Source organism: Bowmanella pacifica (assembly GCF_014645355.1).
In the GTDB taxonomy this organism is placed as follows: domain Bacteria; phylum Pseudomonadota; class Gammaproteobacteria; order Enterobacterales; family Alteromonadaceae; genus Bowmanella; species Bowmanella pacifica.
The window spans coordinates 262,669-287,821 of sequence record NZ_BMLS01000002.1; the positions used below are offsets into that span (position 1 = coordinate 262,669).

Consider the following 25,153-nt stretch of genomic DNA (forward strand, 5'->3'; position numbering starts at 1 on the left):
TTCAGCCATCTGAATAAGCGAGAATGCTATGTCAACCAGACGCGAATTACGTAACCAGGCCCAGGAATTTTTAGACCAGTTGCAGGGCCAGCACTACCCCAACTCCAAGCGAATTTACCTGCAAGGCAGCCGTGCCGACCTGCGCGTCGCCATGCGCGAAATTCAATTAGCCGATACCTTAGTGGGCGGCAGCAAAGAGCAGCCGGTGTACGAACCCAACGAAGCCGTCCCCGTATACGATGCCTCCGGCCCTTACGGCGATGTGGATGCCCCCATTGATGTGCGCCAAGGCCTTCAGCATGTGAGACAAAACTGGATCCTGGAGCGTGAAGACACCGAAACCCTGGCGCAAAGCTCATCAAGCTATGCCAAGGCCCGCGCCGCCGATATCAGCCTGGATGACCTGCGCTTTGAACTCAAGCACCAGTCACGTCGCGCCAAGCCCGGCAAATGTGTTACCCAATTGCATTACGCCCGCGCCGGGGTGATCACCCCTGAAATGGAATACATCGCCATACGTGAAAACATGGGCCGCGAGCGGGTCAAAAGTGAACTGCTGAACCGCCAGCATAAAGGCGAGCATTTTGGCGCCAACCTGCCTGACAATATCACTGCGGAATTTGTCCGCCGTGAGGTGGCCGAAGGCCGCGCCATTATCCCAGCCAATATCAATCACCCGGAATCTGAGCCGATGATTATCGGCCGTAATTTTCTGGTTAAAGTAAACGCTAATATCGGTAACTCGGCGGTTACTTCCTCCATTGAAGAAGAAGTGGAAAAGCTGGTGTGGTCCACGCGTTGGGGCGCCGATACGGTGATGGACTTGTCCACCGGCCGTAATATTCACGAAACCCGCGAATGGATTTTGCGTAACAGCCCGGTGCCTATCGGCACTGTGCCAATTTATCAGGCGCTGGAAAAGGTTAATGGCATTGCCGAAAACCTGACCTGGGAGGTATTTCGCGACACCCTGCTAGAGCAGGCAGAGCAAGGGGTGGATTACTTTACTATCCACGCCGGTGTGCTGCTTCGCTATGTACCCATGACCGCCAAACGCCTGACCGGTATTGTGTCGCGCGGCGGCTCGATTATGGCCAAATGGTGTTTAAGCCATCACCAGGAGAACTTCCTCTACACCCATTTCCGTGAGATTTGTGAGCTGTGCGCGGCTTATGATGTGTCCTTGTCATTAGGCGACGGCCTGCGTCCAGGCTCGGTGTATGACGCTAACGACGAAGCCCAATTTGCCGAGCTGCGCACCTTAGGCGAGTTAACCAAAATCGCCTGGGAATATGATGTGCAGGTGATGATAGAAGGCCCCGGCCATGTGCCCATGCAGCTTATCAAAGAGAATATGACCGAGCAGCTTGAGCATTGCCATGAAGCGCCGTTTTATACTCTGGGCCCCCTGACCACAGATATCGCCCCCGGCTACGACCATTTCACCTCGGGCATTGGTGCGGCCATGATTGGCTGGTTTGGCTGTGCCATGCTTTGCTACGTCACGCCTAAAGAACACCTGGGCTTGCCCAATAAGGAAGACGTGAAACAGGGTTTGATCACCTACAAGATTGCGGCTCATGCGGCAGACTTGGCCAAGGGCCACCCCGGCGCGCAAATTCGCGACAATGCCATGTCCAAGGCGCGTTTTGAGTTTCGCTGGGAAGACCAGTTTAACCTGGCGCTGGATCCTGAAACCGCCCGCGCCTACCACGATGAAACCTTGCCGCAGGAGTCAGGTAAAGTCGCCCATTTCTGTTCAATGTGCGGGCCCAAATTCTGCTCCATGAAGATCACCCAGGAAGTGCGTGACTATGCCGCGGCCCAGGAGCAGGCCGCGATTAAACTGACCGGCCTTAACGGCGAGCAGGAAAGCATGCAACTGGGTATGCAGCAAATGTCTGAAGCCTTTAAGCAAAGTGGCAGTGAGCTTTACCACCCGGCCAAATCCAAAGCGAGTGTCTGATATGGCAAAGCCAATAATTTGGTGCATCGGAGGCTCTGACTCCGGTGGCGGCGCTGGGGTGCAGGCCGATTTACTCACAGTGCAGGCCTTGGGTGGCCACGGCTGCACTGTGGTAAGTGCCATTACCGCACAAAACTCGGTGGCGGTAACGCAAGTACAAGCCGTGCCATTGGAGGTGCTGAGCAATCAGCTAAATGCACTGGCATCAGACTTATGGCCCGGCGCGGTGAAAATCGGCATGCTCGGCGATGCCAGTCAAATAGCGGCTCTGGCCGAGTTTCTGCACTGGATGAAGCAGCAGCCCAAGGCCCCGCTGATTATCTGGGATCCGGTGGCAAGGGCCAGTTGTGGCTCGCAGTTGGCGGCCCTGCAACTAGCGGACTGTGCACCACTGCTAAGGCTGCTTGACCTGATTACCCCCAATGCCAATGAGCTGGCCCTGCTGACCGGCATCGAGCCAACAGACGCTACCAGCCTGGCGGTGGCGGCCAATGTGCTGCTGAAACAAGGTGCAGGCGCGGTATTGGTCAAAGGCGGGCATCTGCACTGGACGGGTGAGGAGTGCCAGGACTGGTACCTAAGCCCGACCAAACAATGGCGTTTTACCAGCTCACGTGTCGATACGCCCCACGGCCACGGCACCGGCTGCACTTTTGCCAGTGCCATCGCCACCGTCCTTTGTCTGGATTACCCTATGGACGATGCCATATGCATTGCCAAAGCCTATATCAATCAGGGTCTGAAAGGTGCCGTACCGCTTGGCCAGGGACCAGGGCCGGTCGCTCATTTGGGCTGGCCGGTGCGGGCAGAGGATTTCCCGGCCTTCAGTCTGCTAGCTGATACCCCCTGGCAGCACAGTGGCTTTACCCCGGTGGACAGCCAAAGCCTTGGCCTGTACCCGGTGGTTGATAGTCTTGCATGGGTAGAAAAGCTGCTTGGCTGGGGGGTACGCACCCTGCAGCTTCGCATCAAGCAGGCGCTTACACCTGAGCTTGAAGAACAAATCGCCCAAGCCGTAGCCCTTGGCAAACAAGCCAATGCCCGATTGTTTATCAATGATCACTGGCAACTGGCCATCAAGCTTGGTGCCTATGGTGTGCATTTGGGTCAGGAAGACCTACAGCAGGCTGACCTTGCAGCTATTTATCAGGCAGGTTTGCGGCTGGGTATTTCCACCCATGGCTATGCAGAAATTCAGCGCGCACGAGCCCTGAAACCATCCTATATCGCCTTGGGCCATATTTTTCCCACCCGCACCAAAGATATGCCATCCAAACCTCAAGGACTGACACGTTTGCGCCACTATGTAGATTTGGTAAACGGCACGCCGAGCGTGGCGATAGGCGGGATAAGCCTGGAGCGGGTTGAGGCTGTAGCCAGCACCGGCGTAGGTAGCATTGCGATGGTGACGGCCATTACCGAGGCCAGCAACCCCGAACAGGTGGTCAGAGATTTACTGGCAAGGTGGCAAAATGCTTAACGATCAGGATTTTATGCGCTACAGCCGGCATTTAATGTTGGAAGACATTGAAGAAGCCGGTCAGCAAAGGCTTAAGCAAGCCAAAGTGCTGATCATCGGCCTGGGCGGGCTTGGCAGTGTTGCCGCCCATTATCTGGCCGGTGCCGGGGTGGGAAAACTGCTGCTGGCAGATGGCGATAAAGTGGATGTTACCAACCTGCATCGCCAACCCCTATTCGACAGTTTTAGTATTGGTTACAACAAGGCAGAGCAAGCCAAGCGCCGTCTGGCTTGCATCAATCCACATATCGATATTGAAGCTTTTGAACAAAACCTGGATGCAAGCAACCTGGCAGTTCAGATAAGCCATTGCCAACTGGTATTGGATTGCACCGACAATATGGCCAGCCGCCAGGCTATTAACGCGGCCTGTTATCAGGCTGGCGTGCCACTGTTGGTAGGTGCGGCCATTCGTTTTGAAGGCCAGTTTCTGGCCCTTGAACCGGCGCAGTCGCACGGCTGCTATCGCTGTCTTTATCATCCAGAGCAGAGCCCGCCGATGAACTGTGCCAATAGCGGTGTTGTTGGCCCGGTGGTGGGCATTGTCGGCCTGATGCAGGCATTAGAAGCGATTAAATACCTAACCGGCGCCGGAAACGTGCCCTTTGGCCAGTTAAAACTCTTTGATGCCAAAGTGCACCAATGGCAAAGCCTGGGGCTGAACAAAGACCCCCATTGTCCTGTATGTGGAGACCAGCCATGCAACTGATTATCAACGATACGCCGCAGCAATTTGCCCAAGGGCTGACGGTCAGTGAGTTATTAGAGGCTCTTAAACAGCCTGCCCTTGGCGTGGCGGTGGCGGTCAATGCCCAGGTGGTTAGCAAAAGTCAGTGGTCACAAACCCGGCTACAGGATGCTGATCGCATAACCTTATTTAAAGTGGTGGCCGGAGGTTAATATGCTCACTATTGCCAATACGCAATTTTCTTCCCGTTTGATTACCGGTACCGGCAAGTTTGCCAGCGGGCAAAGCATGCAGGCAGCGCTATCTGCCAGCGGCACCGAACTGGTCACCCTGGCCCTGAAACGGCTGGATCTGGTGCAAAACAAAGACGATATTCTCGCCCCCCTGCAAGAGCTGGGGGTACGCTTATTACCTAATACCTCAGGGGCCAAAACCGCCGAAGAAGCCGTTTTTGCCGCCCGCCTGGCCCGCGAAGCCCTGGGCACAAACTGGCTTAAGCTGGAAATCCACCCGGATCAGCGCTACCTGCTACCGGATCCTATCGAAACCCTTAAAGCAGCCGAACAACTGGTCAAAGAAGGCTTTATTGTGCTGCCCTATTGCGGCGCCGATCCGGTGTTATGTATGCGTTTGCAGGAAGTTGGCTGCGCTGCGGTTATGCCCCTGGGAGCACCGATTGGCTCTAACCGCGGCCTGCTAAGCAAAGACTTTCTCGACATCATTGTTGAGCAAAGCCAGGTGTCGGTGATTGTCGATGCCGGTATCGGCGCCCCCAGTCATGCTGCTCAGGCCATGGAAATGGGCGTGGATGCGGTGCTGGTTAATACCGCCATTGCCGTCTCCCCTAACCCTGTAGCCATGGGGCGGGCTTTCAAACAAGCAGTGAGTGCCGGGCGCACCGCCTTTGAAGCTGGCCTTGGCAGCGTGCAAAAAAATGCCGAGGCATCCAGCCCCCTGACCGGTTTTCTGGAGCACTTATGAGCTTTGCCGCCTTGCTTGAAAACTGGGACTTTGATGACGTTACCCTGCAAATTAATGCCTGCACCGAAGCGGATGTGCGCCGTGCCCTGAGCAAATCCAAGCGGGATTTACAGGACTTTATGGCCTTGATTTCACCGGCTGGCGACGCCTTTTTGGAAGAAATGGCGCAGCAGTCTTATCGTCTGACCCGCCAGCGCTTTGGCAATACGCTGCAATTTTACATTCCCTTGTACTTGTCGAATCTGTGTGCCAACGACTGCACCTACTGCGGGTTTTCCATGAGCAATAAGCTCAAACGCAAAACCCTCAGCCTGGACGAAATCGAAGCCGAGTGTCTGGCCATCAAAGCCATGGGGTTTGATTCTTTGCTGCTGGTCACAGGCGAGCATGAAACTAAAGTGGGCATGGACTATTTTCGCCAGGCCCTGCCAATTATCAAGCGCCATTTCAGCTACCTGACCATGGAGGTGCAGCCGCTGGCCGAAGCCGAATACCGCGAACTATGCCAACTGGGTCTGGATGCCGTGCTGGTTTATCAGGAAACCTACCGGCGGCGCACTTATGCCAAGCATCATCTGAAAGGCAAAAAGATGGACTTTGACTGGCGCCTGGACACCCCGGAGCGCTTGGGCCGGGCCGGGATAGATAAGATGGGATTGGGGGTACTGATTGGCTTGGATGACTGGCGCACCGACAGTTTTTTCGCCGCCCTGCATTTGAAATACCTGCAAAAGACCTACTGGCGCAGCCGCTATTCGCTGTCCTTTCCTCGCCTCAGACCCTGCTCCGGCGGCCTGGTGGATAAAACCCAAATGAGTGACCGTCAGTTGGTACAACTGATCTGCGCTTATCGGTTACTGGACGGCGAGGTGGAACTCAGTCTTTCCACCCGCGAGTCGGCACAATTTCGTGACAAACTTTTCCCCATAGGTATCACCAGTTTAAGCGCCGGCTCCAGCACCCAACCCGGCGGCTACGCCCAGGCCAACCAAGCTCTTGAGCAATTTGAGATTGACGATAGCAGAGCGCCACAGGACGTCGCAGTAGCAGTACAAAATGCCGGTATGCAACCGGTTTGGAAGGATTGGGAAAAAGGCTATTCTAAGATTTTATAAAATGATGCTTGGATGTATGCTAAACCTTTAGAGAATTTCTGAAAAACTGCACTACACCTTCAGGAAACGCCATGACTAAAGAACAGATGATCATTGCCTTGCAAGATACCGAGCAAAAGTTCAAACGCAATCATGAAGTGATCGAACAAGTATGGGAAGCAGGTTCACCCTTCTTATCCATTGCCAGGCAGCAAGCCGCCAGAGTGATGGAAGAAGAAATAGCCGCCATACTGCGCAGCGAATAACGCATAGGGGAACAAGGTGAAGGAACATCATAAAATCAATTATCTGGAGTTACCCGCCAAAGATCTCGAAGCCACCCGCGCCTTTTTTAAAGCCGTGTTTGGCTGGCAGTTTGTTGACTATGGGCCCGACTACAGCTGCTTTACCAACGGCGGTATGGACGGCGGCTTTTACCGGGCTGATGCCTCTATGTCTGTGGCCAGCGGCAGTCTTTTGATGGTGTTATACAGTCAGGATCTTATCGCGACCCAAAATGCCGTCGAGCAAGCTGGCGGCAGAATTAGTCAACCCATCTTCACCTTTCCCGGTGGCCGGCGTTTTCACTTTATCGATCCGAGCGAGAATGAATATGCGGTCTGGTCTGAATAAGGTAGCAGTGCCACTGTTCCTGGCCTTAGGGCTCATGGCTAGCGGCGTACAGGCCGACTGCTTAAAGGATGCCGAAGGCGATGTGATCTGTGGCAAAGGCAGTTGTGCTCGGGATTCATCCGGCCAGGTATTTTGCTCAGCTTTTAAAGACGGTGAAGCCATTCGCGACCGCATGGGGGAAGTGCTGTGCGGCAAGGGACAGTGTCGTATTGATCAGAATATGCAGACCTGGTGTTCAACCACTCAGGGTGGCGGCGCCGAACGTAACGACCAAGGCAAGATTATGTGTCTGGAAGGCTGCGAACCGGCCAGCAAAGCCATGTGCGAGCAGACTGTCGCTACACACTAAGACAACAAAAGCGCCCCGCTTGTATGCCCAGGTAAAACATAAACTGATGGCGCGGACATGCCCTTGATACATTGCGCACAAGCGCAATCAAAACCACATCATAATGCCTATCAAGCAAATTGTGTATTGTATGCTCAACTGGTAATGTCAGTGCTTAGAAAACCTTAGTCGCAGTTCGCCATTGTCAGGGAGACAAAGAATGAGAGCAGTCCTTTTATGTGCGTTGATGGGCTTAAGCGCCTGCCAATCCACCACGGAGCTGGCACCAGAACAGGATAATGGCCTACCCTACCTGGATCTGACCGCCGAACAAAGCCTTAAGCCGGAAAGCCCTTATTGGCAGATAAGTAAGCATACTTACCCTAGTTATCCAGTTTCTGCCGCCAAAGACGGTCTGTCAGGCTGTGTTAAATTGGCATTCGGCATTAATACGCAGGGGCAACCAGAAGGTTATAAAGTAGTAGCATCCTATCCACCAGGGGTATTTGATCAAAAAGCCGCCCAAGCCTTGAGTCAGTGGCGCTGGGGCCCTGGCGCTAACAATAGCCAACGTCAGCCGGTTTTTACTCAGACTCAACTGGACTTTATGGTTGAGGGCGCTAAAAACCTCGCCGAGGCCGAGGAAAACTGCGGTTATCAGCATAACAGGCGCTTTTAGCCCAACTAGGTGCCAGCATTCCCATGCTCACACTGGCAATATTCCATATTCAGCCGCCTATAGATGGATTAAAATACCGTCTTTATTGGCCCAGTTTGCACTCAGGACATAGCAATGCCAAAAGCAAGTGAAATCAAAAAGAACGCCACCATCGTTTATAACAACAAAACCTGTATCGTTCGTGATATCGAACGTTCTGTGCCCCAGGGCCGTGCAGGCGGCAGCATCTACCGTATGCGTATGTACGATGTGGTCAGTGGTGCCAAATTTGACGAAACCTTTAAAGATTCCGATATGCTACAACTGGCTGATCTGGTGCGTCGTCAGGCCATGTTTTCTTATATTGACGGTGACGAGTATGTGTTCCTGGATAAGGAAGACTACACCCCTTACAACCTGAACAAAGATGCCATTGCCGAAGAGATTCTGTTTATCAATGAAGAAACCGACGGTATTCAGGTATTGATCGTCAGCGACGTGCCCGTTGCACTGGACCTGCCTATTAGCGTGGAATTGGAAGTCGTAGAAACCGACCCTTCCATTAAAGGTGCCTCAGCCACCTCGCGCACCAAACCAGCCAAGTGCTCCACCGGCCTGGTGGTACAAGTCCCCGAATATGTCGCCACCGGTGATTGGATCCGTGTAAATATTGAAGAGCGCAAGTTTCAAGGGCGCGCGGATCGATAAGCTTTGTTGCCTAATACGAAGAAGCCCGGCGTTGCCGGGCTTTTTGCATATAGCACTGCGGTATTTCAATACTTTCACCACCAATGGCACGAAGAGTGATGCTGACCATCTATTCTTCGAGCTGTAGAAAAGGTCATTTACTGGTAGGAGAACTGCCCGCTACGTCAGTTTGGGAGGCTGCTAATTATATTCACAGCATTAGCAGACGATTAATTGTGCGAATGTTCATTGCATTGTTGTTTTTCACCAAAAACACCAAACCAAAAAGCAAGTTCCAAAGCCACACCTAATACAACAAAGATAGCTACACCCTGAGAAAAACCGTAGCCATAAGAAATGAGGGCAGCTATTAGTAACCCAGCCAGAATAATCCATTTATGCAGCATCTTCATAAAATTCCTCTTATTAAAACAATTGCATCCTAATCAAACCTATACCAAGTACATTTTTTGAGCAAGCATCAGGTTTATCGTTCTATGTAAATGTAGTGAAATTGCTCTCCACTAGCACAAAAAGTCACGGCCAAAGATACATTAGTTGTTGCGATCAACCTGCCCAGCTGTGAGTAAAAGGCCTCACGCAAAGTAAATAAACAGACCCAGTTTGCATTCACAAATGTTTCCCAACTAAATCTCTGCTTCAGCCTATAAAACTAAGGTTCAAACGAATACGTCAAAAATTATAAACAATTGTTTTATGTGCAATTTTACCATTTACACACAATTTACCTTGGAGGTTTTTGAAAAAATAAGGACAGATAGTAATGAAAACTTTACGCAAACTAATGTTAGTCATGGTACTTACACTGGTAAGTGTGAGCAGTGCGCGGGCAGCCATTATCAGTGGCACCTGGAACTTCGAAGTCGGCATTTACTCTGGGAGCTTCTCTTTTACCAACCTTGACACCAGCCTCAGCCACTTTAACTCTACTGCCGCTGGATTTTCGGTGACAAAGAGCTTTATCACCGGCGGAACCGACATGTTTACTGTAGATGGTGATTTATTATTCCTGGGTGCAGACCAAGTTGGCGATGGAGTCCAAGCTCAATTGTTTACCGGCTCAGGCATTTTTGGCGACTGGTCTCTCTGGTCTATATCCCTGTCTTCCTTGCAATCAGACAGCGCTACTGGCTATTTTCGGTATGCTGGCACAGCGAACAACCCTGTAAATTTTGTGTCGAATGCCAGAATAACCTCTGCCGCTGCAGCCGTACCTGAGCCCGCCTCACTCGCCTTAATCTGCTTTGGTTTGCTTGGCGTAGCGGTTAATAGCAAAAGAAAGCGTCTAGGATAAAATTTGCTTGAGACATATAACGACTCCCCTGGGAGTCGTTTTTGTTTATACGGCGCTCGCGTTAGGGATGTAGGCAGACAAGGGTTTGAATTCACATCTACCTGCTTTTTTGTATTAACAAAAGCATGCCAAATCAACAACGCCGAAAATTCACCCGCTTTTTACCTTCTGCTCCTGTATAGTAGCGCCTGATTTATCGGAGTTCTGATGCGCCACGACCCTAACCACACAATAACCAGCCGCATGACCTCGCTGTTTTCAGCGATGCTTATGGCTATTGTTGTGCTGGGTGTATCGGTCGGTTCTACGCCGACTGCCCGGGCGCAGTTAGTTCAGCATGACTCGACTCAGATTCAGCCCTCTACCCAATGGGCTACGGTCACGCTGCGCTCCAGCAAATCATCGGCAATACAAAAAGAGCGTCATGACAGTGGCAACGACCTAGATCATGGGCTAACTGCTTGCCGCGTTAAAAGCTTTGGCCATCAAGGCCTTGATGCACCGGCAATCGCCGGCGATTTCTCTGCCCATAGCTGCTACGGACTTCCTCAGGCCAGAGCGCCGCCCGTTCAGTAATTCTTCACAGCCTTATTAACCAGCCGCCTGTTTGCAGTGCGGCTGCTTGTGCATTTTGTGTTTTCAGGATTACTTATGAACGTATTTTCTATGCGTGCCTTTGGGTACGTGCTTATTATGCTGCTCGGCCTGCTAAGCGCCGCGCCTAACCTGCTGCCAACCTCGGTAGCCAACAAATTACCCGATTGGTACAGCCACAATACCCTGTCCTTAGGATTGGACCTACAAGGCGGCTCGCACCTGCTTTTGGAAGCCGATACCCAGGCCTTATTTAAACAACAATTGGATGACGCCAGTGACCAGCTACTGAGCTTTCTTCGGGAGCAGCATATTCGCTACAGCCGTGGTGACAACAGCCAACTGCAGCAGCGCAGCTTTGTGCTTAAGGATGTCAGCCAATGGCCTCAAGTGGCCAAACAGGCGGCCAGCCTCAATCTGCTCAGCAATGGCCGCAGCAGTATCAGCCTTGAATTACAAGGCAATAAAGTGGTGATGCAGCTCAGCGAGGCTTTCCAAAAGGCGCTGTTGAAAGACGCCATTGACCGCAGCCTGGATGTGGTGCGTAAACGCTTGAACGAAACCGGCTTAACCGAACCCAGCATTACCCGCCAGGGTAAAGACGCCATCCTAGTGCAGATGCCTGGGGTGAGCGATCCACAACAAATCAAAGCCTTGCTTGGCACCACAGCGCAGATGAGTTTTCACTGGCAGCAGCCGTCGCCCAGCGGTGCGTTAATGGTAAAAGACCGCCAGGGCATGCCTTATTTTCTGGAAACTCGCGTCGCGCTGGAAGGCACGCATATTGTTGATGCCCAGGCCGCCTTTAGTCAGGAAAGTGGCCAGCCGGTAGTCAACTTCAAACTCGACAGCCAGGGTGCCAAGCTGTTTGGCGATATGACCAAAAGCAATATTGGCCGGGTGCTGGCCATAGTGCTTGACGATGAAGTGGTTACTGCACCTGTTATCCGCAGCGCCATTCCTGGCGGGCGCGGTGAAATCAGTGGCAGCTTTACTATGGCAGAGGCCCACGATGTGGCATTGATGCTACGAACCGGAGCCCTGCCTGTGCCGCTCACTGTGGTGGAAGAACGCACTGTGGGGCCGGATTTAGGCAGCGACGCCATCCAAATGGGCGTAACCACCGGCATAATCGGTGCGGCGCTGGTACTGGTGTATATGCTGGCGGCCTACGGGGGCTGGGGCCTGATTGCCTGTGTGGGGCTGAGTGTCAATATTGGTTTGGTATTCGGTTTACTAAGCTTATTTGGTGCCACCTTAACCTTACCGGGTATTGCCGGTCTGATATTGACCATAGGGATGGCAGTAGATGCCAATATTCTGATTAACGAACGCATTAAGGAAGAAACCCGTAACGGCAGGCCCGCTGGCATGGCGTTAAAAGCAGGCTTTGATAAAGCCTTTGCCACTATTATCGATTCTAACTTCACCACGCTCATTGCCGTTAGCCTGCTGTTTATGTTCGGCAGCGGCCCGGTCAAGGGCTTTGCGGTAACCATCGCTTTGGGCCTGTTGACCTCGCTATTTACCTCGGTATCCCTGACCCGTCTGTTAATGCAGTGGCGGGTCAAAGGCAAGGAGCGTCAACCCATGCCTATTGGCGGCTTGGATATCAGCCGCTGGATGCCGAAAAAAGAAGTGAACTTCTTACGCGGCAAAGTACCGGCGCTGTGTGTCTCTGTGGCGCTGACACTGTTGTCTATCGGCCTGTTCTTTAAGCCCGGTCTGCACTATGGGGTAGATTTTACCGGCGGCATTATGATGGAAGTGCATGCACCGGGTATGGCTGTGGACGATCTTCGCTCCGCCATTGAACGCCAGGGCTTGGGCGAGGTAGCCATTCAGGAATACGGCGCCGAGCATGAGTTTTTGCTGCGCGCTGCCAACAGTGGCGGTGACAGCCCGGCGCCCAAGGTTGTTGAGCAATTAAAGGCCACTATTGTTGCAGCTAATGCCGACGCCAGCTTTCCCAAGGTAGATGTGGTAGGCCCCAAGGTCAGCGGCGAGTTTGCTGATTTGTCGATTCTGGCTTTGCTGATTGCTGGCGGCGGTATGCTGATGTACTTGTGGCTGCGCTTTGAAGCGCATTTTGCCGTGGCCGCATTAGCCACTATCGGCTTGGATCTGACCAAAACCATCGGCTTTTTTGCCCTTACCGGCATTGAATTTAACCTCACCGCCGTGGCCGCATTGCTGGCCTTGCTGGGGTATTCAATAAACGACAAAGTGGTAGTATTTGACCGGGTAAGGGAGCTATTTAGGCGCGAACCCGAAGCAGATATTGATAGTCTGATGAACCGGGCGGTGACCTCCACCTTAACCCGTACCTTGTATACCTCGGTGACCACTTTTTTGGCACTGCTGCCCATGGGTATCGCCGGTGGTGATGCAGTAAACAGCTTTGCCCTGCCCATGCTGTTTGCGGTGGTGATAGGCACCTCCTCCACCATCTTTATCGCCACGCCGATTCTGTCGATATTAAGTAAACGCCGCGCCGCCAAAGGCAAGCCCCAACTACGACCAACCGCGGAGGAAATCCAGCAGGAACTGGCGCACTTACCTTAGGTTAAGGTTTACGTCTAAAAGGCTCTCGCTGAGACGCCTCTTTGGTGACAATCTATCTGCGTAAAAATCAATAACCACTGAGGCACAGAGAACACAGAGTGGTTGAGGGTGCTGCCACTTTGCTGGCTTCTCTCTGTGCCTCCGCGTCATTGCGAGAGGCCACCTAGTTTCGGCCAAAGCCGGTTTCGTGTTTTTTGTGCGGTTCGTGGTGAAAATCGACTCTTTACTTATGATCACAAGGTTACATCTGGGTGATCTGTGCATAATAGCCCTGAAACACAGCAAAATTGGCTGTCACCAGCACGGTATCAAAGATTATCCACCCTATAGCTTGCAGGTGCTTCTTGCTAACCAATCGATAAATATTCGCCACCAGTAAAATGAGGAACGGTACTAATATTCCATACACCATTGGGTAAGCTAGAATAAATACCCATGTGGTAAAAACAGATTCATCAGCCCACTCAATACCCAGACTCTTAACCAAATACAGATAAATGCAGGCTAGCAACTCAACAACTATCAGACTTCGTAAAACTCTCATCAACGCAGTCCTTCTCGATAGAGTTTTTCTGCAAGCAACTTTCGGCGTACTTGCCCTTCCCCGTTCTCGACTGCATAGTAAAAATGTCCGTCCCCTTTACCATCCCCCATTTGAGAGGCCAATGTTGGTACCGCTTGAATCAGTTCAATATCGCTTATACCTGCATAAATAGGGTCGCCGTGTTCCTGAAGGTCAACAATAATCATTTTTTTGATTGAATGATTGATTCTAAGCGCGTGCAGCAAGCTTTGATTTATCGGCGCACCTATCAAAGCTAAATAATCGATTTTCACTCCCAAGCTAGCATAATGAAGTGCTGTTCTGGCAGCAATCACAGCGCCCCATGAGTAACCAATTAAATTGAATGGTCCCGCTCTAGGTGGCGCTTGACAAATTTCCAACTGCTGCAAAGTAAATTGAAGTTTGCTCTGGGTAGACAACTCGTAGCGAAGCACATATTTGGCACACTGGCTCCCTTGTGAGTTTGTTCCAGAATATTGATGTAACACTAAACCAAATGCACTTGTTCTCCCTTCAACTTTGCACTCGTTAGTATTAACTAATTGCAGAGCAATTGGATCGTCACTGGCCTGATTAAAGAAAACCACCGCCGAAGCATCACCTAAAGTATCCAAATCTTTTGGTACACTTTTATCGAAGCCGCGAAGCCAGCGGAGTAATTTCCAATTTCAACATTACGTACCCCAACTTGTTGCAAAGCAATCTTCATATCCTTTTGGTAGTCGCCGTTCATACCGGCGCCCCCAGAAAAACAGTCAATCCTTTTGACATTATGTTCCCTATTTTCGCTTATTTTCCAATCGCTTGTTTATAGACCTTAAAGCACTGACTAGCAAGGATGCTGGCTATCCATAGGAATGATTACTTTTCGGCCAAAACATGAACCAAATCCATACTGGCGCTCCAAGTAAGCAAAGTCTTAGTTAGCACAACGTTTAATAAAGGTCGTGTTTTAGCTCCCTAAACTCTGTCGTTGATGTTGAAGGTCAATGGATCCACAAAGAGATACAAAAAGTATCCCTTCGTGTTTGTTCTTTGTGGTAAATATCAATATCCAGGAACAGCGGAAGCATTGAACAGCTTCCGCTTGTGATTACCCGCCAATGAGCGGCTAGGCATCCAGGCGATTAGCCCCTGCCCAAACCCGCATAGTATGGCGGCGGTTTTCCAACATCAGGTAGTCGCGCTGTTTGACGCTGCTGACATAGTGCCACTGGGCATCCACATAGTTACGACTGAAGGTCAGGGTTAAAAAGCCGCGATCGGTCAGGTTGGTATAGTGCAAATGATCAATCAACAGCCCAATCACCTGCTCGGTCTGCGCTATGGCCTGTGGATTGCTGGTATCCAGGCTCAGATACTCCTCCATACCTGGTGAAGATACCGACGAGGTAGCAAATTCCACCCCGGCATGGCTATTAGCCGCCAGCGGATTATTGGCGGCGGTTATCAGGTTACCGGCCCAGCCGTTATGGGTATCACCAGCCAGCACCACCAGGTTCTTTTGCATGGCACGGGCGGCACCTAATAAGGCTTCACGCTCGTAGGCATAACCGTCCCAGGCATCCAGATTATAAGGGATAGTGGTTTCCACTCTGGCCCGCTCAGCCGCGGTTACACTAGGGTCGCCGGCCAGCACGCGGCCTTTGATTTGCGCCAGCTCAGCAAACAGCACATTCGCCTCTGCCAATATCGCCGACACATCGCCACCGGCAGCCAAGGTGGCTTCTACGCTGCCTAAGATCAGCATAATTTCAGCCGGTAGCCACATTTTGGTCATCAGCACTTGCTGGCCCAATACCTGCCAGGTGGCGGCAGATAACGCCATATTGTCGGTTAGCCAGTTAAGCTGCTTGCCACCCAAAAGGCTGCGATTCGCATCGGTCAGCGCCGCCATAAATGCGCCCTGTCCGGCCTGACTGGTCAGGTCAAAGTCCGCATAGCTTAGCTGTTTGTCGCGGGCCAGTACTCGGGTATCTAACATATACAGGCTGACCAGGTCGCCAAACTCGAATTTACGATAAATTGGCTGGCTGCTGTCCTGGCCGCGAATCGGCATCCATTCAAAATAGGCTTTTAACGCCGCCAGTTTTCGATCGTCAAAGTGCCCTTCCCCCTCATTGTGGTTCTGTGCACCATCCCGCCAGGTGTCGTTACTTACTTCATGGTCATCCCACACCGTAATAAAGGGCGCGGCTTGGTGCAGCGCCTGTAGTTCTTTGTCGGTGCGATATAGCGCATAGCGTTTACGATAATCGCTTAGGGTTAATAGTTCGCTATTGTTGTCGGCTGGAAAACTGCGGCCCAGTGCCTGAGCATCGTCACTGGCATAGCCGCCAGCGCCGTATTCATAAATGTAATCACCAAGGTGCAGCACCGCATCCAGATCGTCACGCTTGGCCACCTCGGTATAGGCATGGAAGTAACCGGCCGGGTAGTTAGAGCAGGACATCACCGCCAGTTTTACCTGATCCAGCTCCCCCTCAGGCAAGGTACGGGTAGTACCAACCGGCGATAAACGCTCGTTGGAGGCAAAACGATAGTAATAACGGGTACCGGCTTCCAAATTTTGTAAGTCGACCTTCAGGGTAAAGTCGGTGTCGCTTCCCACCTGCACCATACCGTCATGTACCAGCTCCTTAAAGGCTTTATCCAGCGCCACTTCCCAGCGTACTTGTACCGAGTCGGCGGCGGCCAGTTTTGGGGTAACGCGGGTCCAAATCACCACGGCATTGTGCAGTGGGTCACCACTGGCTACACCATAATCAAAAGAAACATCCACCTTGTTGCTGCTACTGTCTGAACTGCTGCCACAGCCTGTCAGCCCATAAGACAATACTGCCGCGCCAAATCCGGCTGCTGAGGCTTTCAGGAAACTTCTGCGGGTCAACTTCATTATGCAAATTCCAGTCGAAAATCTGCGCGCAGGGTAACCAAGCTTTATGACAGTCTTTTGAAAGTAACGGCGTAAGCCCGAGGTTTTTACCAAAATTTAGTTACATATTTTTTTCATTTATAGGTGGCAAGCCATGGGTTTTCCCCCTGCTCGCCCCTATTATATGGCTATGCACGACACACCTCCCCCTGCCCGTCCACTCACCGGACACATCAGGTTCTCGCCACCCGCGAGACGGTTTATCTTTGCCTTTGGCCAGCAGCCCATCAGTTACCCAGTATCAGCCCGGCATAAAGCCCCAGCTAATCAGCTCTCCGATGGCAAAGATAAACAGATCCCTAACTTTGGAGTGCATTTATGGAAACCATCCTTATTGTCGGAGGAGGTGCCGGAGGCTTAGAACTGGCAACCCAGCTTGGGCATAAACTGGGCAAGAAAAAGCAGGCGCAGATTATTCTGGTGGATAAAAACACCAGCCATATCTGGAAGCCGTTACTGCACGAAGTGGCCAGCGGTTCGTTGGACACCAGCACCGACGGCGTGGCTTATAGTGCCCATGGGGCAAAGCATTATTACCAGTTTCAGCACGGTGAAATGATTGGGCTAAATGCCCAGAGCAAAAGTGTGCGCCTGGCCGCCATGTTCGATGAAGAAGGCCGTGTGGTGGTGCCAGAGCGCGAGCTGGCTTATGACACCCTGATTATGGCTATTGGTAGCGTATCTAACGACTTTGGCACACCGGGTGTGGCTGAGCACTGCTATTTTCTCGACTCCCCCAAACAGGCGGATAAATTTCATCGCTCACTGATCAATGCCTTTGTGCGGGTTAACCAAGCCGATGCCAGAGAGTATCTGAATATCGCCATTGTTGGCGGCGGTGCTACCGGCGTGGAGCTGTCTGCCGAGCTATATCATGTGGCGGCGCTGGCCCAGCGTTATGGCCTGGCGCAGATTAACGCCCATCGGCTACGCATCAGTTTAATTGAAGCCGGGCCCAGTATATTGCCCGCCTTACCTAAACGCATTTCCAATGCAGTACGCACCGAACTGGTCAAACTTGGGGTTGAAGTGTTGGAAAACACCAAGGTTGCTGCTGCGGTGGAAAACGGCTTTTTTACCGCCGAGGATAAAACCATTCGCGCCGATTTGATGGTGTGGGCGGCTGGAGTTAAAGCCCCAGACTTTATCAAGCAATTAGATATTTTTGAGTTAAATAGAATGCAGCAGATTCTGGTCACCCCCGAGCTACAGGCCAAGGGCGTGGATGATGTGTTTGTACTGGGAGATTGCTGCGGTTGTCAGCAGGAAGACGGCAGTTGGGTGCCGCCACGGGCACAATCGGCGCACCAGATGGCCTCGCTTATCGCCGCTAATATTCTGCGCCGCCGTGCCGGTAAAGCCATGAAGGCTTACCACTATAAAGACCATGGGTCGCTGGTGAACTTAAGTCGTTACAGCACTGTGGGCAACCTGATGGGTAACCTCACCGGCAACAGCCTGTTTATTGAAGGCCGCATTGCCCGCTTTGTGTATATCAGTTTGTACCGTATGCACCAGGTGGCTATTCACGGCTGGCTTAAAGGTATGCTGATGATATTGGTAGAGAAAATTAACCGCGCGGTGCGGCCTAAGCTTAAACTGCATTAGTACCGCCGCTTACTGCTGAGACTCAACGAGCTGCGAGTGGCGAAAAGATAGCAGCATTCAATGCCAATATCTCACCAGGAAGTACATAGAGACCTGGAAGAAAGGCTAGGAATGACAAGCCTTTCTTCCTGGCTTTGGTTTTCTTAGAGGGGAATAGTATTCAATTTATAAAGACATGCTGAGTTTCAAGTTGCCGTGGAACGCCGTTAGCTAATCAGCAAAAGAAAGCTGCGCTCACCGCGTTGAGTGTATCTTGATAAAATAGCTAATCCTTTATCCACTCCAATCATCCCTTTAATTTGCACTTCCACTCTATTATTCCCAGAGCTATTAAAGGGCCCGCCAAAATCACTAACGCGCAAATTTGATAGTATGCAAAACGATATGGGTGAGTCGATGACATAAAAAACATCATACATAGCAGCAGGAAGAATAAGCTTGTAAATATATAAACCGCCCCTTTTCGCATCCTGCTGTACGAAAGCAACAGTACTTGGATAAAGCAGATAACAGCAAATATAAAGGTCATGTATATGAGGCTAATTCCCCATGCGGTTCCACCGCGTTAATTCCTACCTAAAGCTTCTGCTGCGATATGCCCAAAATTGTATAGAAGAGCCAACAGCAAGGCACTCACAATGGGACGCATCACTAATGTAAGTGCACGATTCATAGGAAACCAGAGCCATTCAGTTCAGGTTGCCAGCGTTTTGCATCCCACGCCAAATCGCCTCATAGGTTGCTTGCCGCTCTCGTTTTTGCTCCAGTCGCAACTGGCGCTCCAGATGACGCTGATTCGCTTTAGCAACATCTTTATTATGCTGTTCAATTCTGCGATTACGTTCTTCGTGCTCTGCGATATACTGCGTAAAACGGGCAAATCGCTGTTGCTCACGAACAGATAACTGCCCTAGCAGTTGATCCATCAACGGCTCGCACTGACAGTTGCGCGGATATTTGGGATAAAGTTTGCGGTTAATAGGACTTTGGGTTAGATCTCCGCCTATTTGCATAAAAAGTGCTTTCAAGGCGCGAGCATCCGTTCCTTTGGCATTGATTAAGCAAGTACGCCACGCAGTCTCTTTAACTTCATACGCATCCCAGTCGATATTTCTATCGTCGTAAGCGGGTACCTCGGGGACTTGAGTACAATTCCCCGGGTAGCTAAAACTCAGCAATTGCCGTTCGATTGTTGGATCGGCCATCCCCCTGGCTGGCAACAACAGGCAGCTTACGAAAAAAACGAAAAGTAATCGAACAAGCACAATACACCTCGTGTCAGACGTAACAAATAATCATCCGGTTCATGACAGTCTAGCACTGCGATCTTCCACCTTAAACCCAGCTATCCAATAAATTCAGTAACTTACCAAAGCTCAAGGAACTAGAATGACGATCTACAGCAAGCAGATCCTAGGTTTAACAAACCCCATCTATTGCTTTTTTGGGGGCGGTTCAATATCAAAATCTTCAAACAATGCTTCACCTTTAACGGCAAATTCTGTCGAAGGGGCTGCTGGTGAAAAATCCATATTCACGCCCGACTTATTTTCTAGCGATAACGGGGCGGGCGCATAAGGTTCTAAGGAATTCTGCGCACCGTAGCACTCAATCAGCTCAGCTAATTGCTCATCAGGTTCATGGGCTGTTTCGGCAATTAGCTTTCCCTTTGCAAACTGCAACGTCCAACGGGTGATATGGCTGCCGCTTTCAACAATATCCTTAATTGCTTCGCGTATAGCGTGCTCGCTTTCATCGCCGGTTATCAGCGGCATACTGTCAATAATCAGCGTACCGCTATAGTTGAGAGGCAGGTTTACCTCAGCGTAAAACCAAAAACGATCAGACATCGGGCTAGCCTGAACGCCATTCAGTGCAGGGGGCTGAGTACGCCGATTGGGGCTTAACAGTCCGTCCAGGGGCTCATCCCATTCAGGAGACAATGGTGAGCCTGGCGCTTGATCAGCTTGCGCCTGTTGTAACAGAAGAAAATCATCAGCATCGTGATTGGTATACAGGCTTAGTAAATACAGATGCTTGTCGATAACGCCAAAGGACGCGCTATAGCCCAAAGGGGTATAGCTATCTGTGTCGTAGGGGCCAATTCCATGCTCTCTGGGGGAAAACGCGCCACCGTCAGTTAACCTGTACCAACGGTCTCGAAACTTGATTGTGTCTGATTGATAAGCGCTCATAGAATGGTCACAGCAAAATGGCGTTAACAGGGTTGTTGATGCAGCCATCAAGACAGATAAATGCAGCAACAGCCAGTTAAGCCTATCAGGCTTGTTAATGTCCCACAAACCGCAACAGAGTCATATTCACAAGAAAAGCCGCCTGCAGCGAAATATAGCGTTAAGCACGAATTCAAGGCCGCAGTGCAATACACAGGCGATGGAATTTAACGCCCTTGTACTTTAGGATGATATTTTGCATTACCGTCGAATCAATGGAAATTGATCGTATTAACGGAGTTTAAGTATGCCCCCTTCAATTGGCCGCGCGCTTTTATTTGTTCTGGTTCTGTTGCCCCACACAGCCTTTGCCAATGATAAATCCGCTGAAGGCTTAGTGGATTTTCTAAATTATACGGCCTGGGGCGTGCCCAAGGACAAAGTAGACCTGCCCGCCTTAAGTGCAAAAGTCGCCATGCTAGTCACCGACGACCCAGAAAATCGACAAAAAGTCGCGAATCATTTTTCTCAATGGTTTGAGCAATATCCCGGTATCGCCGTTGAGGTAAAAAAGGCGACCCAATACGATATTAATTATAGAGCCTTGGGCAACGCTACCTTGGGTAATGTTAAGGGACCGGCATTTGTCGTAGAGGATAGAACGGGTGGGGACCGTAAACCTATTGGTAATTTCTACTTACTTGAATTATCGCAAGATAAAGATGCCCCTCGCGTGGTTGATGTTATATATGCAAACGACGCCCTCAGCTATTCAACCTGGATAGCCTACGATTTGTATTTTTCCAGACATCCCAGTAAGGCATTGCTGCAACGATTTATATCTTCGGCAGAGCTATCCGATCAGGATTGGGCGATTTTCCAAAGTATTTGGGAACACCGTGACCGCGAGGAGTGGAAAGAAGTCATGGCTGGCTTCGATATGTTGTCTCCCAGGGTCAGAGTATCGCCACTTATGCTTGGGCTTAAATATAAACTCCTGGCACAACTTGAGATTGATAAACCCAGAGTAGGTGCGGCTAATTTTGCCATTCAACAGCATCACTACAAGAATACCGCCAAGGTAGTTGAACAAGTCTATGGAAAGAGTATTTACAGCGCATTACGCCTCTTGCCCTGGTATTGGGAGGAAGACCAATACCAGAAGATGAGCCAGGCATTGTCTGTAGTCGAAAATCATTTTGGTCTGACAGAAGCTATTATTCGCCATCAGGTCAAATCTTACGCAAGGACAGGTGATTACAAATCCGCTGTACGATACGCTCAAATACGGCTAGAAAACGCCCCCAATGAAAGAACCTACTCGGGTTTAGTGGAAATACTCATTGGCGCCAAAGATTACGAGCAAGCCTTAGTGTATGCCAAGCAGTATTACAACGAATACAAAAGCCAGGATAGCGCGGTCTTCTTAACAACAGTGCATTCACTGCTGGGAAACAAAAAACAGGTCAGTCAGTTTCGCAAACTGTTACTTGATGAATATGGCTTAGAAGCATTGCAAATTGATATGGTGCTGACATTAACCAGCAAGGACTTCAGGGCCTTTGTAACGTTGCTCGATAACAACAAGGACAAGATCCCGCTGACACCGGCAGATATGAAGGGCCAGCTAATCTTTGAAGATTTTTTGAAATCAAAGGAATATGCGAAGTGGGCGAAAAAATTTGATTGATGTTGGGCAATAGACGCTATTTTGCGTTAAGCCCAACAGGTGCCCTATGGCGTAGTATTGTCTGATAGTTCCACCTGTCTTCAGTGAGTATTTTGCGTATTGATCGCAATATCATCATTTAAGTCTTGTACATAGACCGCGCCGGACTGCTGACCATTAGCATCATGGTGGGGGGTAGCAATTACGGCAATGTCCTTTGAAAGGGCAACATTCCAGCCAAATTGGTCGCCAGGCTTAGCATTTTCAGCAACAACCTTGCTGGTATAACGCCAGCCTTCAGGGCCTTTTTTATATACGTACAATGCGCCCGTATCGGTACCATTGGCATCATGATTCATGGCACTGATGATGGCAGTATCGCCAGTTAACGCCACACCGCGGCCAAATCTGTCGTCTGCCGCGCCGTCTGGGGAGATCAATTTAACCTCTTGCATCCAGGCATCCCCCTCTCGCACAAAGAGATAGGCTGAGCCGGCATCTATCCCTAACTCTTCAATATCGTCTCGTCTTGCAGAGACCAATGCCGTGTCGCCTGAAATCGCGACCCTGACGCCAAAAATATCGGTTTTCCCCCCATCAGAGGCCACCAGCTTAGCTTGTTGTTGCCACTGATTATTTTGCACAACATAAACGTACACGGCCCCGGCGTTTTCGGCTTTTTCATCATGTAAGTCCGCGCCCACCAGAATGGTATTGCCGTCTATGGCCACACTGATGCCAAACAAATCCCCTGCTGCGCCATCACTGGCGGTGATTTTGGTTTGATAGCGCCATTTGCCGCCTTCCCGCTGGTAAATATACGCCGCGCCGGAGTCCACACCCAGGACGTTGTTACGCGGGGCACCAATAACGAGGTAGTTATCAGTAAGCGCAACACTCTGGCCAAACGCATCCCCAGGCATGGCATCAGGTGCGGTAAAAATCTGCTTCTGTGTCCAGGTATTGGCTGCGCGTTCAAAAGAGACAACCGCGCCCGAGTCTTTGCCTTTGTCATCCCTTCCCATCACACCGAGCATAGCCACATTGTTTTTCAATGCCACTTTGCCGCCCAGTGTGTCATCAGAGAAAATAGGATCAGCAATGAGTTTGGCTTGTTGGTGCCAACCTTTGGCACCTAACACATAGACATACGCGACCCCGGCATCTTCGACACCATCGACATCCACTTTATGGGCGCCCACCAGCAGCGTTGTGCCATCGATATCCGCACTGTAGCCAAAATAATCTTCGGCCTTGCTATCCTCCGCCAAGATAATGTGTTGCGTTGCTAAACTATCACCGGCCACTAAAGTGAGCACGGCATAAATATGAAGTTTGAGGCTATTGATTAATTTCACCCAACCCACTTGATTTTTATAGTATTTTTGGAGTGTAAAGGTATCTGCGAGAACAGTTCAACTGACGATTAAGAATAGACATATCTTGTTACTGCATAGCTAAAGTAGTGGAGTGCAGAGGTGCCATCTACTGGACATTCAACTGCCAATATTTCACCACGAAGGCATGGACGCTTTCCCCCTTAAAATCCCCCCACCACTGAACCCTATTTTTGGCCAATAAAACAAAAAGCCGGGCAGTGCCCGGCTTCCAACTTAACCATTCAACTTATTACAAGTCGAACTTAATCCCCTGTGCCAACGGCAGCGCAGTGGAGTAGTTGATGGTATTGGTCTGGCGGCGCATATAGGCCTTCCAGGCGTCAGAACCGGACTCGCGGCCACCGCCGGTTTCCTTCTCCCCCCCAAAGGCGCCACCAATCTCGGCACCAGAAGTACCGATATTTACGTTGGCAATACCGCAATCCGAGCCCCAGTGGGCCAGGAACTGCTCGGCTTCCAGCATATTCTGGGTAAAGATGGCAGAGGACAGGCCCTGAGCCACATCGTTTTGCAGATCAATGGCCTGCTGCAGGTCGCCGCTGTATTTAATCAGGTACAAGATGGGCGCAAAGGTTTCTTCCTGCACCATCTGGAAGTGATTTTCGGCTTCAACAATGGCTGGTTTTACATAACAGCCAGACGCATAGCCTTCGCCGCTTAATACCTCACCGCCACACAGCAGTTTGCCACCTTCGGCCTGCACTTTATCCAGCGCCGCGCTAAAGGCCTGTACCGAGGCTTTATCGATCAGCGGCCCTACATGATTATTCTGATCCAGCGGGTTACCAATGCGCAACTTGCCATAGGCACCCACCAGAGCGTCTTTAACCTTGTCATACACCGACTCATGCACAATTACGCGACGAGTGGTGGTGCAGCGCTGACCGGCAGTACCCACGGCACCAAAGGCCACACCAGGAATGGCCACTTTGAGGTCAGCATTAGGGGTGATAATAATGGCGTTATTGCCGCCCAGCTCCAAAATACTTTTACCAAAACGCGCTGCGACTTTCTGACCGGCATGGCGACCTACACGGGTAGAGCCGGTCACCGACATCAGCGGAATACGTTTGTCATCCAGCATAGATTCGCCAATCTCGGCGCCGGTGCCCACCACCAGCGAGAACACGCCTTCGGGCAGGTTATTGCGAGCCAGAATGTCTTTTAGGATATGCTGGCAGGCAATGGCGGTCAGCGGGGTTTTCTCAGACGGTTTCCACACTGTGACATTGCCGCACACAGCCGCAATCATGGCATTCCACGACCATACCGCGACCGGAAAGTTAAAAGCTGACACCACGCCGACAATGCCCAGCGGATGATATTGATCGTACATACGATGCAGTGGGCGCTCGGAGTGCATGGTAGAGCCACACAACTGGCGAGACAGGCCCACAGCGAAATCGCAGATATCGATCATCTCCTGCACTTCGCCCAGGCCTTCCTGCAAGGATTTGCCCATTTCGTAGGACACCAGCTCGCCAAGCGGCTGTTTGTAGTCACGCAGGGCCTGACCAATCTGGCGGACAATTTCGCCGCGCTGCGGCGCAGTCACCTGACGCCAGGCCACAAAAGCCTGTTGTGCCTGTTCGATAACCTGCTGGTATTGGGCCTGAGTACAGAGGCTAACCTTGGCAATCAGCTCACCATTAACTGGCGAGTGAATAGCCAGTTGCTCAGCGCTGTCATCAGCTAGCCATTGTTGGCCGGTGCTGGCACCTGCGTTGCTGGCGCCAAGGTTAAGTTGTTTCAAAAATTCCATCATTAATCCTCT

Annotated in this window: 24 protein-coding genes; 16 read left to right on the forward strand and 8 right to left on the reverse strand. The window is 51.0% G+C overall.

The genetic code is table 11. From position 1 onward, the window contains the following. The first annotated feature begins 28 nt into the window (after positions 1-28). From thiC to efpL, 11 genes are all read left to right on the forward strand, one after another. Entirely contained in the window at positions 29-1,966 is a 1,938-nt protein-coding gene (gene thiC, locus IEX02_RS07285) for a phosphomethylpyrimidine synthase ThiC (protein ID WP_188692467.1), read from the forward strand. Position 1,967: 1 nt separating this feature from the next. Further along, complete coding sequence (thiE, locus tag IEX02_RS07290; RefSeq protein ID WP_188692468.1) at positions 1,968-3,446, forward strand: thiamine phosphate synthase; 1,479 nt, start codon at positions 1,968-1,970, stop codon at positions 3,444-3,446. Beyond that, on the forward strand, positions 3,439-4,194 hold the full coding sequence (locus tag IEX02_RS07295) for a HesA/MoeB/ThiF family protein (RefSeq protein ID WP_188692471.1): 756 nt from the start codon (positions 3,439-3,441) through the stop codon (positions 4,192-4,194). Before thiE ends, IEX02_RS07295 begins: the two co-directional genes overlap by 8 nt. Then, entirely contained in the window at positions 4,185-4,385 is a 201-nt protein-coding gene (gene thiS / locus IEX02_RS07300) for a sulfur carrier protein ThiS (RefSeq protein ID WP_188692472.1), read from the forward strand. The genes IEX02_RS07295 and thiS overlap by 10 nt, the downstream gene beginning before the upstream one ends. 1 nt (position 4,386) lies before the next feature. Further along, positions 4,387-5,154: a thiazole synthase gene (locus IEX02_RS07305; protein WP_188692477.1), complete on the forward strand. Its 768-nt coding sequence runs from the start codon at positions 4,387-4,389 to the stop codon at positions 5,152-5,154. Continuing rightward, positions 5,151-6,269 (forward strand): 2-iminoacetate synthase ThiH, encoded by a 1,119-nt coding sequence (gene thiH, locus IEX02_RS07310; RefSeq protein ID WP_188692480.1) that lies wholly within the window; start codon positions 5,151-5,153, stop codon positions 6,267-6,269. The genes IEX02_RS07305 and thiH overlap by 4 nt, the downstream gene beginning before the upstream one ends. 71 nt (positions 6,270-6,340) lie before the next feature. Further along, a complete protein-coding gene (locus tag IEX02_RS07315) occupies positions 6,341-6,514 on the forward strand; it encodes a hypothetical protein (protein WP_188692483.1) in 174 nt (57 codons plus the stop codon). A 16-nt stretch (positions 6,515-6,530) separates the two neighbouring features. After that, positions 6,531-6,881, forward strand: coding sequence for a VOC family protein (locus IEX02_RS07320; protein WP_188692486.1), 351 nt, complete (start codon positions 6,531-6,533; stop codon positions 6,879-6,881). Continuing rightward, positions 6,862-7,230 carry a hypothetical protein gene (locus IEX02_RS07325; protein WP_188692518.1) on the forward strand — a complete coding sequence of 123 codons (369 nt, stop codon included), beginning with the start codon at positions 6,862-6,864 and terminating at the stop codon, positions 7,228-7,230. Before IEX02_RS07320 ends, IEX02_RS07325 begins: the two co-directional genes overlap by 20 nt. 199 nt (positions 7,231-7,429) lie before the next feature. Beyond that, positions 7,430-7,888, forward strand: a complete 459-nt coding sequence (locus IEX02_RS07330) for an energy transducer TonB (RefSeq protein WP_188692521.1) — start codon at positions 7,430-7,432, stop codon at positions 7,886-7,888. Between the two features lie 114 nt (positions 7,889-8,002). Further along, on the forward strand, positions 8,003-8,575 hold the full coding sequence (efpL, locus tag IEX02_RS07335; RefSeq protein WP_188692524.1) for an elongation factor P-like protein EfpL: 573 nt from the start codon (positions 8,003-8,005) through the stop codon (positions 8,573-8,575). Between the two features lie 209 nt (positions 8,576-8,784). Here efpL and IEX02_RS07340 read toward each other — a convergent pair whose 3' ends face one another. After that, the gene (locus tag IEX02_RS07340; protein WP_188692526.1) at positions 8,785-8,967 is read right to left on the reverse strand and encodes a hypothetical protein; all 183 of its coding nucleotides are present in this window, start codon (positions 8,965-8,967) and stop codon (positions 8,785-8,787) included. Between the two features lie 371 nt (positions 8,968-9,338). Here IEX02_RS07340 and IEX02_RS07345 point away from each other — a divergent pair, with 371 nt between their 5' ends. The 3 genes from IEX02_RS07345 to secD all read left to right on the forward strand — a co-directional run bounded on the left by IEX02_RS07345 (position 9,339) and on the right by secD (position 13,028). Further along, positions 9,339-9,869 (forward strand): PEP-CTERM sorting domain-containing protein, encoded by a 531-nt coding sequence (locus IEX02_RS07345; protein WP_188692529.1) that lies wholly within the window; start codon positions 9,339-9,341, stop codon positions 9,867-9,869. Positions 9,870-10,076: 207 nt separating this feature from the next. Next, positions 10,077-10,445, forward strand: coding sequence for a hypothetical protein (locus IEX02_RS07350; protein WP_188692532.1), 369 nt, complete (start codon positions 10,077-10,079; stop codon positions 10,443-10,445). 75 nt (positions 10,446-10,520) lie between these two features. Then, entirely contained in the window at positions 10,521-13,028 is a 2,508-nt protein-coding gene (gene secD, locus IEX02_RS07355) for a protein translocase subunit SecD (RefSeq protein WP_188692535.1), read from the forward strand. 241 nt (positions 13,029-13,269) lie between these two features. Here secD and IEX02_RS07360 read toward each other — a convergent pair whose 3' ends face one another. From IEX02_RS07360 to IEX02_RS07370, 3 genes are all read right to left on the reverse strand, one after another. Further along, positions 13,270-13,572: a hypothetical protein gene (locus tag IEX02_RS07360; protein WP_188692538.1), complete on the reverse strand. Its 303-nt coding sequence runs from the start codon at positions 13,570-13,572 to the stop codon at positions 13,270-13,272. Continuing rightward, complete coding sequence (locus IEX02_RS07365) at positions 13,572-14,207, reverse strand: thioesterase domain-containing protein (RefSeq protein ID WP_188692541.1); 636 nt, start codon at positions 14,205-14,207, stop codon at positions 13,572-13,574. Before IEX02_RS07365 ends, IEX02_RS07360 begins: the two co-directional genes overlap by 1 nt. A gap of 497 nt (positions 14,208-14,704) precedes the next feature. Then, positions 14,705-16,489: an alkaline phosphatase D family protein gene (locus IEX02_RS07370; RefSeq protein ID WP_229702135.1), complete on the reverse strand. Its 1,785-nt coding sequence runs from the start codon at positions 16,487-16,489 to the stop codon at positions 14,705-14,707. A gap of 357 nt (positions 16,490-16,846) precedes the next feature. Here IEX02_RS07370 and IEX02_RS07375 point away from each other — a divergent pair, with 357 nt between their 5' ends. Continuing rightward, entirely contained in the window at positions 16,847-18,136 is a 1,290-nt protein-coding gene (locus IEX02_RS07375; protein ID WP_188692544.1) for an NAD(P)/FAD-dependent oxidoreductase, read from the forward strand. A gap of 689 nt (positions 18,137-18,825) precedes the next feature. Here the strand turns inward: IEX02_RS07375 and IEX02_RS07380 are convergent. Both IEX02_RS07380 and IEX02_RS07385 read right to left on the reverse strand, forming a co-directional pair. Continuing rightward, entirely contained in the window at positions 18,826-19,341 is a 516-nt protein-coding gene (locus tag IEX02_RS07380; RefSeq protein WP_188692546.1) for a hypothetical protein, read from the reverse strand. Between the two features lie 228 nt (positions 19,342-19,569). Then, positions 19,570-20,331: a hypothetical protein gene (locus tag IEX02_RS07385; protein WP_188692549.1), complete on the reverse strand. Its 762-nt coding sequence runs from the start codon at positions 20,329-20,331 to the stop codon at positions 19,570-19,572. Between the two features lie 286 nt (positions 20,332-20,617). On the opposite strand from IEX02_RS07385, the gene IEX02_RS07390 reads away from it, so the two are divergent. Then, positions 20,618-22,000, forward strand: a complete 1,383-nt coding sequence (locus IEX02_RS07390; RefSeq protein WP_188692552.1) for a hypothetical protein — start codon at positions 20,618-20,620, stop codon at positions 21,998-22,000. A gap of 80 nt (positions 22,001-22,080) precedes the next feature. Here the strand turns inward: IEX02_RS07390 and IEX02_RS07395 are convergent, their stop codons facing one another. Further along, positions 22,081-23,337, reverse strand: coding sequence for a hypothetical protein (locus IEX02_RS07395; RefSeq protein ID WP_188692555.1), 1,257 nt, complete (start codon positions 23,335-23,337; stop codon positions 22,081-22,083). A gap of 271 nt (positions 23,338-23,608) precedes the next feature. Then, complete coding sequence (amaB, locus tag IEX02_RS07400) at positions 23,609-25,144, reverse strand: L-piperidine-6-carboxylate dehydrogenase (RefSeq protein WP_229702136.1); 1,536 nt, start codon at positions 25,142-25,144, stop codon at positions 23,609-23,611. Positions 25,145-25,153: the final 9 nt, after the last annotated feature.